Raw genomic sequence first — 16,097 nt, 5'->3', positions numbered from 1 at the left:
TCCCTCGCGCCTCGCCAGCGTGTCGGCTCCCGGCGCTCGCTTGACAGGCGGGCAGGGGCGGACTTCGATCGCGCGGTGATCGCCGCACCTACCGCCGACGTTCCTGGGCGCCCCGCGGGCTGGGGGGCTGGAGGTAGAACGGGCTTACCTCCTCATCGAGCGTCTCGTACTCCTCCGAACTCGACTTGTGATTCAGGTGCATGAGGACCGCCCGCGCGGCCTCCTGCAACGGCATGGGCGGCGCTCTGGTGCCGTCCCATGCTTCGCAGAGCGCCCGGAAGCTCTCGAGGCGCTCGAGCAGCGCTAGCCACCATGCCCGCGTCTCCGGCTGATCCCGGCGGACTGGCCGGAAGGTGGCGAGCAGGCTGTCGATGTGGCCGAGCGCAGGGCGGCGCAGATCCGCGGGGGGGATCTTCGCGACCATCCTGGGTGACGCGAGATAGCCGCACCACACGAGGGCTGCGGCGAAGGTGGCCGTATCCGGGATCGCTGCCAGCTCCGCCTCGGTAGGCGGCGGGCGCGGGTCCTGGTCTTCCGGCTCAGGGGGCATGGCGAGTCCCTCTATCACTTCGGTCTACAGGGCTGAATCCAGTGGGCCAGCTGGCTTCCGATCGCGGGTTTTAGGCTAGCCCTCACAGGCGAGCGAGCCGTCCGTCTTCGAGCAGCACCCAGGGGGCCACAGGTGAGTACGCTTCGGTCCCCGCTACGGGAAGGCGCGGCGCGTCCGCGAGTTGATCAAGTCCCCTGTCTCGGAGCTGCGCGCCACGTTCGGTGAGGCGGTACACCCACGACTTCATCGCAACGTCAGGCCTCACGTCGGGTGCGGGCTCTACGAACTCGTTCGAAGCGTGCCTCGCCCATTGGGCCAGACGATCTTCCAGGAACAGGTCGCCTGTACAGGAGAGGAGCTCCCGCAGCTCCAATCCAGACTGCGACTTGTGGCAGAACACGGGCACGTCAGTTTGGTACTCACCTGCCGAGAGGATGGTCAGGATGAGTTCATCGAGTTGGCTGAGGCGCAGGCTACATTCCGTGGTCTTCCTGGGAAAGAAAGATGACAGAAGTTCCCACAAGGGGGCAAGTTCCGGAAACCCTTCGACACCAGCCATACAGCTTTCGACGAAGGGCAAAGGATCCTCATCGGCGTAGCTTTCCCAGAGGCGAACGGCACGATCGTAGCGTTCCACTGGCCAAGGGCACGACTTGGCGAGACGATCCAGAAGAACGTTGTCGAGATGGTCGGCGACCGACGCGGAGCAGTTGAACCGCGGCATGCTCGGTGGCTCGCGGAACCTATTCATTGTGCCGTAGACACGCTCGAGCTCGACGATGAGGACGTCACTGCACGCGATCCCGATGTGCCGCAGCCAGCTACAGACCCTCCATAGGTTCACTCGTTCATGGAGGCTCACTGATACCCACAAAACAACGGGCAGCTCCCAGCGAACATCCTGCGAATAGAGCTGATCCCACTTTTGGCCCGATTCGTCTGCATCCGAACGCTTTTCAGACAAAGAGCGCCAGGCCTCACGCGTCCGCACATGTTCCAGGGCATCGAGGCGGCTCGGCCCGACAACAAGGCAATCTGACGAACGCACGACGTTGGCCGCGCCGAGTTGCACCAGGCGGTCTGCTGTTGGCGGGTCAAAGGCAACATGCGTCGCGTCGAGGAGGGCAGGCAGGTCCGTCGTGTTCATTCGAATCCACAGCTGTAGCATTCACTGTACTTGTACGGGCGCTTATCCTGACAATCCTCGCGACAGTAATCGCAAAGGCTCCGATGGCCGATCGGACGCGTGCCTAACCGCACCTTACGGGCGTCGCCCTGGGCTCGTCTGCCTCCGCGGATCGTCTGCGGACCGCGTCGTCCTTCCGAGAAGATCCCGACTAGTCAGGAAACCGGAACGTCTCGGCGGCGATGCCCTCCTCCCCCGTGACCTCGTCGCCGGACCAGATATCCCAGCTCACGCCGCCCTTGCCCGGCAGTCCGAGCTCATAGGAGACGCCCTCCAGCGTGAGCTGGTCCTCGTCGAGGTAGGCGATGCCGATCGAGTCGCCGCCACGCCCGGGGCCGCCGTAGCCGCCAGGACCCCCGTCGCCCCCGTTGGCACCCTGACAGGACCACAGGCCGCCCCCCAAGGCGCCTCCCGGAGCGCCGCGACCGCCTCGGCCGCCTTCCTCGGGGGGCCCGCCGTCGCCGCCCTGCCCGGCCTCGGATGTCTCGATCTCGCTATCGCGCACGGTCAGCTTGGCATGAAGCGCGATGATGCCGATCGACGGATAGCCGTTCTCGCCACCTCGGCCGCCTCGACCGCCGCAGCCGCCGGCGCCGCCGGAGCCGCCGCCGGCTCCTCCCTTCGACCCCGCACCGCACACGGCGAGCCCTCCCCGATGGCCGCCACCCCCGCCGCCACCCTGGCCTGGCATGCCCCTGCCCCCGTCGCCGGCTTTGTCGGATTCCCACCCTGCCTCGGTGATGCGCCCCATGCCCTTGCCGGCGGCGCCGGTCACACCTTGCGCGCCGCTGCGCCCGACAGATCCCTCTTCGCAATCGACGCCTGTCACCTCCCCGTCTCCCCCCCGCCCGGACGTCGGGCTGTACGCAACGAACGGCAGCCCGTCCCCGCCGTCGCCAGCGCCGTCGGGAAGCCCGTCCCCTCCCTTCCCGCCGACGCTCGGAATCCCTCCTTCGCACGGGTTCACCGCCGCAGCGCCACCAGGGACGACGGCGGCCGAGCACGCGTCGCCCCCGTACTGCCCATCGGGCCCCTCCGCTGCCTCGTTCGGATAGGGCCATTTCTCGGCATCGCGGCCCCCCCATGCGGACGAGGCGCGAACTTGGCTCCGGATGAGCTCCACGGCCGTGCCGGACTGGACGAGCATCGTGATCGAGCCGTGCGAGACGAGCCGCATGTCGACGATCGTCGATACGCCGTCCGCGGCTCCCGTGTCGCCGGGGCTCGCGGGCACGACGGTCAGGATGGGCTCGAACGTGTCGACGATCTGAAGTGTCGGGCGCCCGCCAGGCTCGTGCTCAAAGCTCAAGCAGTGGTATCCGCCGACGAGATCGACGCCGGATGGCAGCGCCAGGGCGCCGTAGAACCCGTCGTTGCACGCGAAGACGCGCCCTCGTCCGGTGCGCGCGAGCTCGACGCCGCGCTGCAGCGTGCGCACCGGCTTGTCCCTCGTTGTGCCGGGGTTCGCGTCGTCCCCGTTCCCGAACATCCCCGCGACGAACACCCCGCAGCCATCCTCCAGCACGTTGGCGGCGAGGCGCTCGAGACAGACCGACTCCGGCGGCGCGTCGCCTGGACACGACGAGGCGCCGTCGCACGCCGCTCCGCCAGCGTCGCTCGGGCCCGGCGCGGTGCCGCAGCCGGCCGCGACGAGCAGCACCGCGGGGAACAGGGTGATCGCTCCTGTGATTCGCATGGTTCTCCCTCGATGTGACGCGGCGTGCTCCGGGCTCTTCAGCGGGGCGGCTCAGGGTCGGGCGCACCGAACTGAACGTAGGGCAACGAGTGGCCCGCCTCTCCCTCGCCCACAGGGTCATTGGGCGCTGCGTTGCCGCCGGACCCGCCCTTGCCGGCGCCTCCAGGCTGGAGATGGGCATCTAGGCCGATGCCCACGAAGGCGCCGAAGGATGCGACGCCGTAGGAGGGCCCCCCGAGGCCGCCGCCGGCATCTCCGCCGCGACCGCCGTTGCCTCCACGGCCGCCACGACATGCCTCCCACATACCCATCACGAAGGTCGTGCCCCCGTGCCCGCCCCATCGCCCGACACCACCCGGCTGGCCCGTTCCGCCGACGCCGCCGTTGCCGCCGTTGCCCGCGGTCACGGTGGTCGCCTCGAGCGTCACCGAGCTCCCCTGCAGCGCGACAACACCGATGCTCGCCCCGCCAGAGCCGCCGCCGTGACCTCCCCGGCCCCCGCAGCCGCCGCTCCCGCCCGAGCCACCGGCCGCGCCGCCCTCAGGCAAGCCCGCCCGACACGCGAGCTGCTCGCCTCGCCCCTTGCTGCCGCCCCCGCCGCCCCCCCCATGGCCGACGCCGCCCCGCTCCCCGTCCTGACCGCGAACGCCGACCCAGCCGTCCTCGGTGAGGTAACCCATGCCGACCGCGCCGTCAGCGCGACCGGCGGCGGCGCCGTCGGGGCCAGGATCCCCTTCCTTACATCTCGTGAGGGCATCCGCGCCGCGGCCTCCGAGCCCCGTCTTCTCCGGGTCCTGGTTCCCCGCTGGTCTCGGCTGCCCCGGCGCGCCATCGCCCCCCGCGTCGAGCCCGCCGTCGCCCCCGTAGCCTCCGGTGGACTCGGCGCCGTCGTCGCACGCCGTCACGACCGGAAGGGCACCCGTCGGGGAGTCCTCCGTGCAGGCGTCCGCGCCGTCGATTCCCAGCCCGCCGTCCGCTGCCCGCTCGCTGTCCGCGTCCTTCCCCGGCTCCCCGTCCTTGCCGTCGCCCGCGACGATCGCGCTCGATCGCACGATCGCTCCGGCCCCCGCGCTCAAGATCATGGCGATCGACGACTTGCCATCGCTCGCGGAGGCGTCCGCCGCCACGACGCGCACGCCGTAGATGACCGACGTCGCGCCCTCGTCCCCCACGACCCGCAGCGGGATCCCCGAAGGCGGGGCGATGATCGTCGGGTGGTTGGCGCCATCGAACGACCACGCGCCGTCATCGCAGCCACGGCCGCCCCAGAGGTGGATCCCCGAGACCAGGGTGACCTCTTCCTCGAACATCTCGCCGCACGCATAGACGTGGCGCAAGCCCCGCCCTTGCGCCTCCACGATCGCGGCTTGCAGCGAGCCGAGCGGCTCGAGCCGCGTGCCCGCGCGCGCGCCCTCCGCTGGAGCGCTGGCGCTGGCGAACACCCCGCACTCGTCCATCACGGGCCCCATGCCCGGCTCGTTCACCTCGCACGGCGACGGCGGGGGGGCGAGGCACATCCGCTCCTCACCGCAGTCCTCTGTGTACGTGCAGCCGGAGAGCCCTCCCGCGCCGCTCGTCGAGAAGGCGGCGACGGTGCACAGCCGCCGCACGTGTCGTCCCTGGAGAAAGTGCATGTCCCTGGCTCCTCGGATCACCACACCCCGTGCGCCACGAGGCCGATCTGCCCTGGCGTTGAGGCCGGCGAGAACGCGACGCGGGGTCCCGTGGGCTCGGACTGCAGAAAGGAGAAATCCGTGAAGAACGAGGCGACCGTCATGGCGCCGACCACGCCGCTCGCCACCACCATCGCCGTGCCGAGGGCGGCGAACTGATCTCGCTCTCGCCGGAGGACCGCCAGCTCGTTGCACGCTGAAGGCGGCGACGGTTCGCGGCACGCCCACGGCGTGAACCCGAGCGCGTCCAGCTTGCTGTTGCGCTCCTTGAGATCGCCGTTGGATGCGCTCGCGCGGACCATGAACAGGGCGCCGAGTGAGGCCGTCGCCGTGGTCAGACCGATGCCGGCGATACGCGCCGGCCCGAGCCACGATGCCACCGGCCCCGGGGCCTGCGGCTTGACCGGTTCGCTCTTCCCCGCGCCCGGATCCAGTACGCGCGCGGGCGCGTCGACGGCGCGCACGAGCTGCAGCGCCGCGCTGACCGTCTTCCCCGCATCGACCTCGACCCGCTGCGAGCCCTCCCCGTGCCCCGACAGCCGGGCCCGGAGCGTGTACGTGCCCGGCGCGACGAACAGCTCGTGGACCGTGGCGCCCGTGCCGACGGGCTCCCCGTCCAGGAGGATCTCGGCGTCGGGCGGGGAGGCAGCCACATAGATCCTGCCGACGTGCTCGATCGCCGTGTCGAACGCCCGCGTGAACCTGTCGAGGAGCGCGCGACTCAGCGCGGCGTCCTGCTCGAGGCTCTTTCCCAGGTGCTCGGCGGCCTCCCGGTGCTTGCCCTGCTCCAGCTCGCAAAGCCCGAGATAGCCGAGCACCTCGGCCCGCTGCACCGCGGTCATTCCGGCGGCGTCGGGCGCCGCCAGGACGGCTTCGAAGCTCGCTTCCGCCTCGGTCCACTTCCGCGCGCCGAAGGCAATCCGGGCCTTCTGGCGCGCCTCCATCGCTGCCGCGCTCTCGGTCAGCGCGGGTGCTGCGCGCGCGAGCCCGATGCCGCTGCCCAGCACGCCGAGAAGGCAAATCCCGGACAGGGCCGAGCGCAAGAGCGTCATGCGGCCCACTTTATCAACAAGGTTGTCGGCCCAGCAAGCGCGTGTGGATATCGAACGCTGCGCTTTTGCATGATAAATCCGACGTCGCCTGCGCAATGATTCCACGGAGCCGTGGCCTTCTCGTTATCCCCCCTGCGGACGCACCTTCGCGCACCGTTCTTCGTCGCACCGGTCGATTGGGTCACCTCTTTTCGCGCCTGAAGCATCTGGACGTGCATGGATGTGAGCACCTCGGCGAGCCTGGCCATCGCGGCCCCTGGTACGCTTGGTTCCGATCGCTTCCGCCGGCTCGCGCGCGCCATGCGCGTGCCGGCTCAGGACGTCGATGACGTCATCCAGGACGCGTGGCTTCGCATCCTGGAGAACCGCGCGCGCATCGGCCTGGCGAGGGACGCCGCGGCGTATGTGGACCAGCTCGTCAGAAACGTGGTGCGCAGCAGCCGGCGGCGATCGCGCCGCCGGCACGAGGTGATCGCACCCCTCCAGGACGAGGATCCTTCGGACGAGCGGCCGGGCCCGGAAGCCTCCTTGATCGCCCGCCAGCAGGCTTCCGTCCTCTGGCGCTTCATCGACAAGCTCGACGACGCACGTCGCATGGTCTTCATCGAGCACGAGCTCCTGGGCCGGACGCTCGCCGAGATCGCCGGGGCGCACGCGCTCCCCGAGAACACCGTCAAGTCACGGCTCGCTGCCGCCTGGGACAGGATCGAGCAGGAGGCAGGGCGCTGGCAGGCGGCGCAGCACCGGCGCAGGCAGCCCGCGGTGCCGTGTTTCGTGCCCTTCTTCTCCGGTGCGTGGCTTCACGACGCCTTACGGGGGCTTCGCCGGTTCAGGCTGCATGGGACGGCGGCAGCAGGGCTCGTGCTCGGGGCGGGCGCTGCCTGGCCCGGCCCAGCGGCTGGCCTTGCCGAAGCGCCCCTGCTCGCGGCCTCGGGGCGCGTGCAGCCCGCGCTCGAGATGCCGGCGGCGCCTGCTGGCCAGCGCGGCGTGGGGCCGGGCCGACCCGAGAGCGCGATCCGGCGAGAGGCCGTCACGGCCTCCGCCGTGCCCGCCCATCAGGGCAGCACCACGACGGCCCGCGCGGTCTCCGCCGCGGGCAAGATGTCGTTCCGGGAGCACACCGGCGCGGCGCATGCTCGGATCGATCCGAGGATCGAGCGCGCGCGAGCGATGCTTGAGCTCGGGACCACCGAGGGACAGCTCTCGGCGTGCCGTCTCCTGCACGAGCACCGCGAGCGTCGTGGTCGCGGAGAGCACGCCGCGGAGCGCGATGCGCTCCTCCGGCGGGTTCGCTGCGAACGCCACGGGTCGATCGGGGCGCAGAGGTGATCGCGTCGCGCGTGTGGTGGCGGGATATCGGAGAGGGCACGCGCTGCACTCCTCAGGATCGAACTCGACCGTGTCGCCCGGTTCGAACACTTCGACCTGCCCTGCCGGACACGTAATCGTCTTGGTACGCAGGTCAATCTTGAAGTCGCGCTTGCTGAACAAGTCGGGGCTGCGAGCCCGCTGCCCCCAAGGCTTCGAGAACACCCGGCCCTTCGCGCGGATCACGTCATCAACGACGGGACTGTTCACGTAGGCGCGATCGATGTGGAGTTCGACGATGCGCAGCCGCTGACGCTGAATGTCCTTGGCGATCGGCGAGGCTCCCTCTTCTTCGGGCCGATTCGCGGGCGTGACCGCGCAGGCGACAATGATGGGAAGGTCAAGGTCGCGTGCGATGTGCTCCTTGTAGCCGCCGAACCGCTTCGAGCGGCTCTTGCGGCCGTGGCGCATCTCAGCATCTTCGATGGAGACACGGCGGTCAGGCGCAACGCCTTGCCGGATGCGTACGGTCCCATCCTCGACTGTTTCCAGGTCTTGGTCTCGAACCTGGGTGACCGCATCCAGATAGATGCGAAGCGGCTGCTCGACGACGTCGTCCAGGTGGCGGTCGACCCACTGCTGCAGCGACGAGACCTGCCGCTCCAGGATCTGAATTGCCGCCGCCTTCTGTTTCGGGTCGCTCCAGTCCAGATCGAGCCCGGCCTTGATGCTGGGAGCCAGGAGCAGCGGGATGCCCGCCTTGCGGCAGATCTCCTCGGGCGGACGCTCCGTGATCTTCGACACGACGCGGACGATGCTGCGTGCAGCGTGGCCGAGCAGGTTGATCGTGTCCTCAACCCGCCCGGCCCCCGCTAAAGGGCGGCTATCGATGGCCACGCGCAGCGCCTTGGACACCGCACGCCTCTCGCCCTCCGTCATCGCGCCGGACCGAACAAGCGCCACGGTCCGCTCCAGCAGCATCCCGTCCATCTCGTGCGCGACCATCCTCTCTCGGAACGCCTGCAGTGCGCCCTGCGAGAACGGGGGCGTCGCCGCACCCAGGCAGCCGAGCACCATCTGCCAGCGCAGGTCGACGACGGACAACTCCACCGCCTCGGCATCCGATGCGCCGACGTAGCCTTGGAGCAGCGTGACCATGCACATCAGCGCCGGTGGATGCGGCGGCTCGCCTGCCCCCGTCGTCCGGTACATGCCCTCCAGCTGCTCCTGGAACGTCTCATCGAACAGCTCGTGCCGGTGCAGCCTGAGAAAGCCGAACAGTGCTCTCACGCGCGTCAGCCGCTTCATCAGCGCCTGCTCTTGCCGCGACAGCTCCACCGGCGGCAACCATCGTTCCATCCGTGCACCTCCGGACGCGGACGAGATCATGGCCCGACGAAACCGTCGAGCCTTGCATCGAAGCGACCGGAATTATCGCAAAATCAACCTGATCAGTCCTCTAGTACTACAGCCGCACGTCGCCGAATCTCCGCGGGACTCGATGAGCGGCCGGACGATCATGACGCTTGGCTTGTCCGCACACTGGTGGAGCCCAGCTCGTTCGGCGCTCACCGACGTGCGGCTGTAGTACTAGACGTCGCCGCCCGCCTCCGCGGCGAGCGCTTCCCGCTCCCAAGGATCGGCTGCCCAGGCGAACGCACCGGCGGAGAGCAGGCAGACTCCCCCGCTTGCGGTGCCGTTCGCGAGGCGGGATCGACCTAGTCGCCGGCCGCGCACGCCGGAGGAGGGCAGCGGCCTTCCAGGATGTCGCGGCACACCTTGTCGCGCGCCTTCTTGTCGACCGCGCCGAGCGCTACGTAGATCTGCTGCGTGCTGCACCCGAGCGAGCCCTCGACCGTGAGCGAGCCGCACGCGTCGAACACCTGCGGCGCCGGCAAGACCGCGCAGAGGGCCTCGCAGGCCGCGATGTCCGCGAGCTCGATCGGGCATACGGCCGCGTAGAGCGTGCACATCGCCTCGCACCGCCCGACGCACCCGGCGCCGCCCTCCGGGCCGAGCGGCCCGGCCGCCGTGCAGCCGGCTGGATCGCCGGTCTCCGCCGCGCGGCACCCGGCATAACCGTCGGGCGACGGCATCGCCTCGCAGACGGTGCAGCACGCCTCGACCGACGGATACTGCGGCGTGAGCTCGCAGAGATCCATCGACCGGGCGCAGTGCGCCGAGCACGCGGCGATCTCGCACGGGCCGGCCTCCTGCGTGGGCGGAGTCCAGCTCTCCGGGCTCCCGTCGCCGGCGTCGCCCGCGGCGGCGCCGCTGTCGATGCCGTCGCCCGCGGCCGAGGTGGCGCCGTCCTCGCCGTCGGGCAGCGGGGCGACGACCTGACACCCGGCGAGCCACGCGGCGAACGCGCAGGCGGCAGCGCGGCGCGCCCTCACAGCGTCCCTCGCATGCTGATGTAGCCCGGACCGACCGCCCAGGTGACGCTCGGGGCCGGAGCCTTCGAGCGCTCCAGGCCCAGGGTGATGCCGCCGACGGCCGCGCCGGCGATGGCGAGGCCGAACCCCACGTTCGAGATCCAACCCAGGGCGTTCGCGTCGCCTCGCGCATCTGCGGAGCAGCCCGAGGCGCCCTGCCGGCACGCCTCGGCGAGGTCGTTCCTCGCGCTCAGGTAGGCCGCGCCCACGCCGAGCCCCACCGAAAGCCCGGCGCCCGAGGCCACGAACCCGCCGATGGCCCACGGCGAGACGCCGTCCGGGCGGGGCTCCGGGGTGAGCGCGACGTCGAGCGCTGTGATCTCCCGCTCCGGGACGTAGACCCGCTGCCGGGCGCCGACGTAGCCGTCGGCCTCGACCTCGACCCAGTGGTTGCCGGGATCGATCAGGGTCCCCTCCGAGGAGGCCTTCACCTCCTGGCCGTCGATCCGGAGCTTGGCCCCGGCGGGGCTCGGCACGAGCCGCACCTTCAGCCGGGGGATGCGGTCGTCGAGCTCGTCGCGCAGGGCGTCGGCGCGGCGCCGCGCCTGCATGAACGGCCAGGGCTCCCCGGGGAGCGCGCGCGACGAGGCGATCGTGGACGCGAGCTCGCGCGCCTCGCTGAGCCGACCGATCGCCACGAGCGCCTTTGCCACCTCGATGGAGGTCGAGGGCACGCGGACGAGCTGCTCGGCGCGCTGGTAGGCGCGGAGCGCCTCCGCGTACCTCCTCAGGATGAAGAGCTCGTCGCCCAGGTACACGAGCTCCCGGGCGTCGCGCCGCGCCTTCTCGTCCGCGGCGTCGCCGGCGGTGTCCGCCGCGTCGCCGGCGAGCGCCGGCGGCGATGCGAGGATCAGGCTGGTGATCATCAGCAGCGTGCTGGGCCGGGGGCGCATGGGTCTCCTCTCTGTCAGAAGCCGAGATCGCGGCGCCAGCGCGTGCGGGTCGCGACCGTCTTGCCTGGCGTCGCGGCAGGCGCGGCGAGCGCCGCCGGCAGGGCGCTCCGGGCGCCAGACACGGCCGGCACCCTGGCGTCGGCGGCCGCCCGGGTCGCAGGCTGCGCCGTGGCCGCAGCCTGCGCCGTGGCCGCAGCCCGCGCCTCGGCCTGGTGCGGCCTGGCATCGTCCTGCGCCGTGGCCGCCGCTTGCGCCTCGACCTGCGGCGCCGTGGCCGCGGCCCGCGCCTCGGGCTGCGGCCCGATCGTCGCGCACTGGGCCGCGGGCTCGGCGGCGGGGGCGGCGCGCCCGGGGGCTCCGCCAGCAACCATCGCGAGCGACGCGGTCTGCGCTGCCGGCGCGGTCCGGGCGACGCCGGATGCCCCCGCCCACGCCAGGGTGCTGAGGCCCATGACGGCGCCCGCGGCCAGGGCCCAGGTGCGCGCCCGCGCCCGCTGCCGGGGCGAGCTCGCGCCCAGCGTGCCGAACGGCATGAGCGTGGTCACGAGGGACGAGTAGCCTTCGCTCGAGCCGAGGGCCTCGCGCGGGGGCATGAGCTCGGTCTGGGCGGGCCGCGCGGCGCGCGGGGCGGCGACGGCCGCGTCCAGCGCCTCGAGGACGGCGCGCGCGCTCCGGGCGCGGCGCGCCGGGTCGGGCTCGAGCAGCGAGAGGACCCAGGCGTCGATCGCGGGCGGCACACCCGGGGCGAGCTGGGACGGCGGCGGGGGCGGCCCGCGGTCGATCGCCACGGCCACCGCGGCGACGGTGGCGCCGCCGAAGGGGATCTGCCCGGTCAAGCAGAAGTAGGCCACGACGCCGAGGGCCCAGAGATCGCTGTGCGGTCCGACCCGCGCGCCGCCCGCCATCTGCTCGGGCGACATGAAGTGCGGCGTCCCCAGGATGGCGCCCGTGACGGTGAGCCGCTCGGCCTCCTCGACGGTGTTCTTGGCGATGCCGAAGTCGAGCACCTTCACGAAGGGCTCCCCCTCGCCCTCCACGAGGAAGATGTTCTCGGGCTTGATGTCGCGGTGAACGATCCCCGCCTCATGCGCCCTGGCCAGCGCGGCGCAGAGCTGGCGGAGGATGGACACGGTCTCCTCGAGCGACAGCCGCCGGCGGCGCTCGACCCGATCTTGCAGCGTCTGCCCTTCCAGGTGCTCCATCACGATGTAGGGGACCCCCTGGTCGGTGAAGCTCACATCGAACACGCGCACCACGTGCGGGCTCTGGATGCGGGCCGCGGCCTCGGCCTCCCGGTGGAGGCGCACGACGGCCAGCGGGTGGTCCATGTACATGTCGCGAAGGAACTTCACCGCGACATGGGTCCTGAGCGCGACGTGCTCGGCGAGCCAGACGCTCCCCATCCCTCCCTGGCCGAGCGCGCGGATGAGCCGGAGCTGGGAGCCCACGTGCATCCCCGGCAGCGGCCCGCGCTCGGAGCTCGACGCGGTGTGGCAGCCTGCCTCAGCTGGGGCGATCAGGCAGGGCGATGGCTGGGTGGCCTCGCCTATTCCTAACGTCTTGCTCATGCCGGAGCTGGCTTGCACGCCGCGAGCCATCGCTCTGGCAGAGGGGTTGCGGGGACATGCGCCGGCGTCGGGGTGTCTCGTCGTGGCGTGGAGCCGCGCTGCGTAGCGCCCTCGTGACAGTTCGCTACAGGCGCGCTAGCGGCTGCGCTGCGCGCTGTCGACGGCTCACACGGTTCACGGCCGCCGTCCTCGCGCGCTCCACGCGTCGCCCTGTCGCCGGAAACCGTGACGTAACGCGAACTGCGCTGTCAGTGAACGCGACGGGGGACGCGCCGAGGGCGCAGGTCGAATCGGGGCTTGTCGTCCGCGCGCCGAGTCACCAGGGTAGGCCGGGCGATGCAGCCTCTCCTCCTCTGTTCCCTGCTGGCTGGCGTCGGCCTCCTCGCCGCGGCGTGCGACTCGCGTCCCGCGGAGGCGCCCAGTCCGGTCGTTCTTCCGCCCGTCGCTCCGGGCGAGCTCCGCAGTCCGGAGGCGTTCGCGGCGATCCGGGACGACGACGCGCGCGCGGCCTCGCTCTTCCTCGAGGCGAGCAAGGTGCTGCTCCACCCGCGCTGCGTGAACTGCCATCCTCACGATGGCGTCCCGCGCCAGGGCGACGCCGGCGAGCGCCACAGCCCGCTGGCCGAGCGCGGTCCGAACGATCGCGGGGTGGCGGCGATGGAGTGCACGTCGTGCCATCAGGCGCAGAACCTCGAGCTCGCCCGCGTCCCCGGGGCGCCGGGCTGGCACCTCGCGCCGGCGGAGATGGCGTGGCTCGGGCGGTCGCCGGCGGCGATCTGCGCGCAGATCAAGGATCCGGCGCGCAACGGCAAGAAGACGCTCGCGCAGATCGTCGAGCACTCCAACCGCGACGAGCTCGTGGCGTGGGGGTGGGCGCCCGGCCATGGCCGCACGAAGGCGCCCGGCTCGCAGGCGGCCTTCGGCGCGCTCGTCGACGCGTGGGTGAAGGCGGGCGCGGCGTGCCCGCCCGAGGAGTCCCGACCATGATCATCCTGAAGGTGAACGGCGCCGAGCAGAAGCTCGACGTGGACCCGGACATGCCGCTCCTCTGGGTGCTGCGCGACGTGCTCGGCCTCACGGGGACGAAGTACGGCTGCGGCCAGGCGCTCTGCGGGGCGTGCGTCGTGCACCTCGACGGCGAGACCGTGCGCGCCTGCGTGACGCCGGTGAAGCGCGCCGCGGGCGGCGCGGTGACGACGATCGAGGGGCTCAGCCCCACCGGCGATCACCCGCTCCAGCGCGCGTGGGTGGAGCTCGGCGTCCCGCAGTGCGGCTTCTGCCAGGCGGGGCAGATCATGAGCGCGGCCGCGCTCCTGCGGAAGACCCCGCGGCCCTCGAACGACGACATCGACAGGTCGCTCGCCGGCAACATCTGCCGGTGCGGCACGTACACGCGCATCCGCGCGGCGGTCCGCAAGGCCGCCGGCCTTCCCACGGAGTGAAGATGGAACAGCAACGGGTCGTCCTCCTCCGCCGCTCCTTCCTCGCGGGGCTCGGGCTCGCGGTGGGCGGGCTCGCGCTCGGGGTCGCCGAGGCCGCGCCGCCCGCGCCGGCTGTGCCGCCCACGCCCAGCGGCGCGCAGGCGCAGCCGGGGCTCCGGACCGGGGTGTTCCTCCACATCGCGCCCGACGGGACGGTGTCGATCGTCTGCCACCGGTCGGAGATGGGGCAGGGGATCCGCAGCTCGCTGCCGGTCCTCGTCGCCGACGAGCTCGGCGCGGACATGGCGCGGGTGAAGATCGTGCAAGCCGACGGCGACAAGGCCTACGGCGATCAGAACACCGACGGCTCGCGCAGCGTGCGCGGCAGCTACGAGCCGATGCGGCGCGTGGGCGCGACCGCGCGCGCGATGCTCGTCGGGGCCGCGGCCAGGAAGTGGCGCGTCCCCGCCGCGGAGTGCGTCGCCCAGCAGCACGCTGTCCACCACGCGAAGTCGAAGCGCTCGCTGGACTTCCGCGAGCTCGTGGCCGACGCGGCGAAGCTCCCGGTGCCCGACGCGGAGGCGGTCGCGCTCCGCCCCGCCTCGGAGCTCAAGCGCGTCGGCGGCCCGCTCCCGCTGCTCGACGGCCCGGCCATCGTCACGGGCGCGGCCCTGTTCGGCGCGGACGTGCGCCTGCCCGGCATGCTCACCGCGGTCATCGCGCACCCGCCGGTCGTTGGGGGCAGGGTCGTGCGGTACGACGGGACGCGCGCGCTGGCGGTCCCGGGCGTGAAGAAGCTCGTGGAGCTGCCGGCGCCGAAGGGCGTCGGGGTGGGGTTCCAGCCGCTCGGCGGCGTGGCGGTCGTGGCGGACACGACGTGGGCCGCGATGCGCGGCCGCGCGGCGCTGCAGATCACATGGGATCACGGCGAGAACGCGTCGTACGACTCGGCGAGCTACCGCGAGGCGCTCTCGCGCGCGGTGCGCGCGCCGGGCAAGGTCGTGCGGAAGGTCGGCGATGTCGACGGGGCGCTCAAGGCGGCGGCGCGCACGGTCGAGGCCGAGTACTACGTGCCTCACCTCGCGCATGTGGCCATGGAGCCGCCCTCGGCGGTGGCGAAGGTCGACGCGGGCGGCTGCGTGGTCTGGGCGCCGACGCAGAACCCGCAGGCGGCGCGGACCGAGGTGGCGCGGGCGCTCGGCGTCGACGAGGGCAAGGTCACCGTGCACGTGACGTTCCTCGGCGGCGGCTTCGGCCGGAAGTCCAAGCCGGACTACGTCGCCGAGGCGGCGCTGCTCGCGCGCGAGCTGGGCGCGCCGGTGCGCGTGCAGTGGACCCGCGAGGACGACGTGCAGAGCGGCTACTTCCACAGCGTCAGCGCGCAGCACCTCACGGCGGGGCTCGACGCGAGCGGCAAGGTGACGGCGTGGCTGCACCGGACGGCGTTTCCGCCGATCCCGTCGACGTTCGACGCGAAGGTGAAGACCCCGAGCGAGAACGAGCTCGGCCTCGGCGTGCTCGATCTCGCGCTCGCGGCCCCGAACGTCCGCGCCGAGGCGTGCGACGCGCCGGCGCACGTCCGGATCGGGTGGCTCCGGTCGGTCTGCAACATCTTCCACGCCTTCGCGGTGCAGAGCTTCATCGACGAGATCGCGCACGCGCGGCAGGCGGATCCGCGCGAGGTGCTGCTCGAGGTGCTCGGCCCTGCCCGGAAGGCGACGCCCGCCGAGCTGGGGGTCGACAAGGTCCCGAACTACGGGGCCTCGATCGAGCAGCACCCGGTCGACGTGGGCCGCCTCCGGCACGTCATCGAGCGGGTGACGGAGCTCTCGGGGTGGGACGCCGCGCGCAAGGCGGGCCGCGCGCTGGGCCTCGCCGCGCACCGGAGCTTCCTCACGTACGTGGCGGTCGTCGCCGCGGTCTCGAAGGACGCGCTCGGCAAGGTGAAGGTCGACGAGGTGTGGCTCGTCGCGGACCCCGGCACGGTCATCAACCTGGACCGCGTGCGCGCGCAGATGGAAGGCGCGGTGGTCTTCGGGATGAGCATCGCGCTCCACGGCGCCATCACGATGAAGGGCGGCGCGGTCGAGCAGACGAACTTCCGCGACTACCCGGTGGTGCGGAGCCCGGAGGTGCCGGCGCGGATCCACGTGGAGATCGTGAAGAGCGACGCCCCGCCCGGGGGTGTCGGGGAGCCCGGGGTGCCGCCGGTGGCGCCCGCGATCGCGAACGCGGTGTTCGCCTTGACGAAGACGCGCGCCCGGGAGCTCCCGCTGCGGCGCCTGGGGCTGTGATGAGGGCAGGGCGCGCGGAGG

The 16,097-nt window shown here is 72.0% G+C and carries 12 protein-coding genes and 1 pseudogene; 4 read left to right on the top strand and 9 right to left on the bottom strand.

The window, feature by feature from the left end:
• Positions 1-88: 88 nt before the first annotated feature.
• From WME73_RS34605 to WME73_RS34585, 5 genes are all read right to left on the bottom strand, one after another.
• Positions 89-550, bottom strand: a complete 462-nt coding sequence (locus tag WME73_RS34605) for a hypothetical protein (protein WP_437740634.1) — start codon at positions 548-550, stop codon at positions 89-91.
• Between the two features lie 82 nt (positions 551-632).
• Complete coding sequence (locus tag WME73_RS34600; protein WP_437740633.1) at positions 633-1,697, bottom strand: DUF1835 domain-containing protein; 1,065 nt, start codon at positions 1,695-1,697, stop codon at positions 633-635.
• A 190-nt stretch (positions 1,698-1,887) separates the two neighbouring features.
• On the bottom strand, positions 1,888-3,432 hold the full coding sequence (locus WME73_RS34595; protein ID WP_437912323.1) for a hypothetical protein: 1,545 nt from the start codon (positions 3,430-3,432) through the stop codon (positions 1,888-1,890).
• Between the two features lie 38 nt (positions 3,433-3,470).
• On the bottom strand, positions 3,471-5,066 hold the full coding sequence (locus tag WME73_RS34590) for a hypothetical protein (RefSeq protein ID WP_437912322.1): 1,596 nt from the start codon (positions 5,064-5,066) through the stop codon (positions 3,471-3,473).
• A gap of 17 nt (positions 5,067-5,083) precedes the next feature.
• Positions 5,084-6,157 carry a PEGA domain-containing protein gene (locus WME73_RS34585; RefSeq protein ID WP_437912321.1) on the bottom strand — a complete coding sequence of 358 codons (1,074 nt, stop codon included), beginning with the start codon at positions 6,155-6,157 and terminating at the stop codon, positions 5,084-5,086.
• Positions 6,158-6,373: 216 nt separating this feature from the next.
• On the opposite strand from WME73_RS34585, the pseudogene WME73_RS34580 reads away from it, so the two are divergent.
• Positions 6,374-6,814, top strand: a pseudogene (locus WME73_RS34580) (RNA polymerase sigma factor); the annotation flags it as partial.
• A 153-nt stretch (positions 6,815-6,967) separates the two neighbouring features.
• Here the strand turns inward: WME73_RS34580 and WME73_RS34575 are convergent.
• From WME73_RS34575 to WME73_RS34560, 4 genes are all read right to left on the bottom strand, one after another.
• On the bottom strand, positions 6,968-8,824 hold the full coding sequence (locus WME73_RS34575; RefSeq protein WP_437912320.1) for a transposase: 1,857 nt from the start codon (positions 8,822-8,824) through the stop codon (positions 6,968-6,970).
• 359 nt (positions 8,825-9,183) lie between these two features.
• Positions 9,184-9,861 (bottom strand): hypothetical protein, encoded by a 678-nt coding sequence (locus tag WME73_RS34570; RefSeq protein ID WP_437912319.1) that lies wholly within the window; start codon positions 9,859-9,861, stop codon positions 9,184-9,186.
• Positions 9,858-10,793 (bottom strand): PEGA domain-containing protein, encoded by a 936-nt coding sequence (locus WME73_RS34565; protein WP_437740627.1) that lies wholly within the window; start codon positions 10,791-10,793, stop codon positions 9,858-9,860. The genes WME73_RS34570 and WME73_RS34565 overlap by 4 nt, the downstream gene beginning before the upstream one ends.
• 14 nt (positions 10,794-10,807) lie before the next feature.
• The gene (locus WME73_RS34560; RefSeq protein ID WP_437917462.1) at positions 10,808-12,247 is read right to left on the bottom strand and encodes a serine/threonine-protein kinase; all 1,440 of its coding nucleotides are present in this window, start codon (positions 12,245-12,247) and stop codon (positions 10,808-10,810) included.
• A gap of 450 nt (positions 12,248-12,697) precedes the next feature.
• On the opposite strand from WME73_RS34560, the gene WME73_RS34555 reads away from it, so the two are divergent.
• Genes WME73_RS34555 through WME73_RS34545 form a run of 3 tightly spaced genes read left to right on the top strand, consistent with a single transcriptional unit; the run spans position 12,698 to position 16,076 of the window.
• The gene (locus WME73_RS34555) at positions 12,698-13,348 is read left to right on the top strand and encodes an Isoquinoline 1-oxidoreductase subunit (RefSeq protein ID WP_437740625.1); all 651 of its coding nucleotides are present in this window, start codon (positions 12,698-12,700) and stop codon (positions 13,346-13,348) included.
• Entirely contained in the window at positions 13,345-13,803 is a 459-nt protein-coding gene (locus WME73_RS34550; RefSeq protein WP_437740624.1) for a (2Fe-2S)-binding protein, read from the top strand. Before WME73_RS34555 ends, WME73_RS34550 begins: the two co-directional genes overlap by 4 nt.
• A gap of 2 nt (positions 13,804-13,805) precedes the next feature.
• Positions 13,806-16,076, top strand: a complete 2,271-nt coding sequence (locus WME73_RS34545; protein WP_437912318.1) for a molybdopterin cofactor-binding domain-containing protein — start codon at positions 13,806-13,808, stop codon at positions 16,074-16,076.
• Positions 16,077-16,097: the final 21 nt, after the last annotated feature.

Origin of the sequence: Sorangium sp. So ce302, from assembly GCF_051530145.1 — a bacterium.
Taxonomy (GTDB): domain Bacteria; phylum Myxococcota_A; class Polyangia; order Polyangiales; family Polyangiaceae; genus Sorangium; species Sorangium cellulosum_B.
The sequence above is the reverse complement of the archived record's forward strand: the minus strand, read 5'-3'. Positions and strand labels throughout refer to the sequence as shown.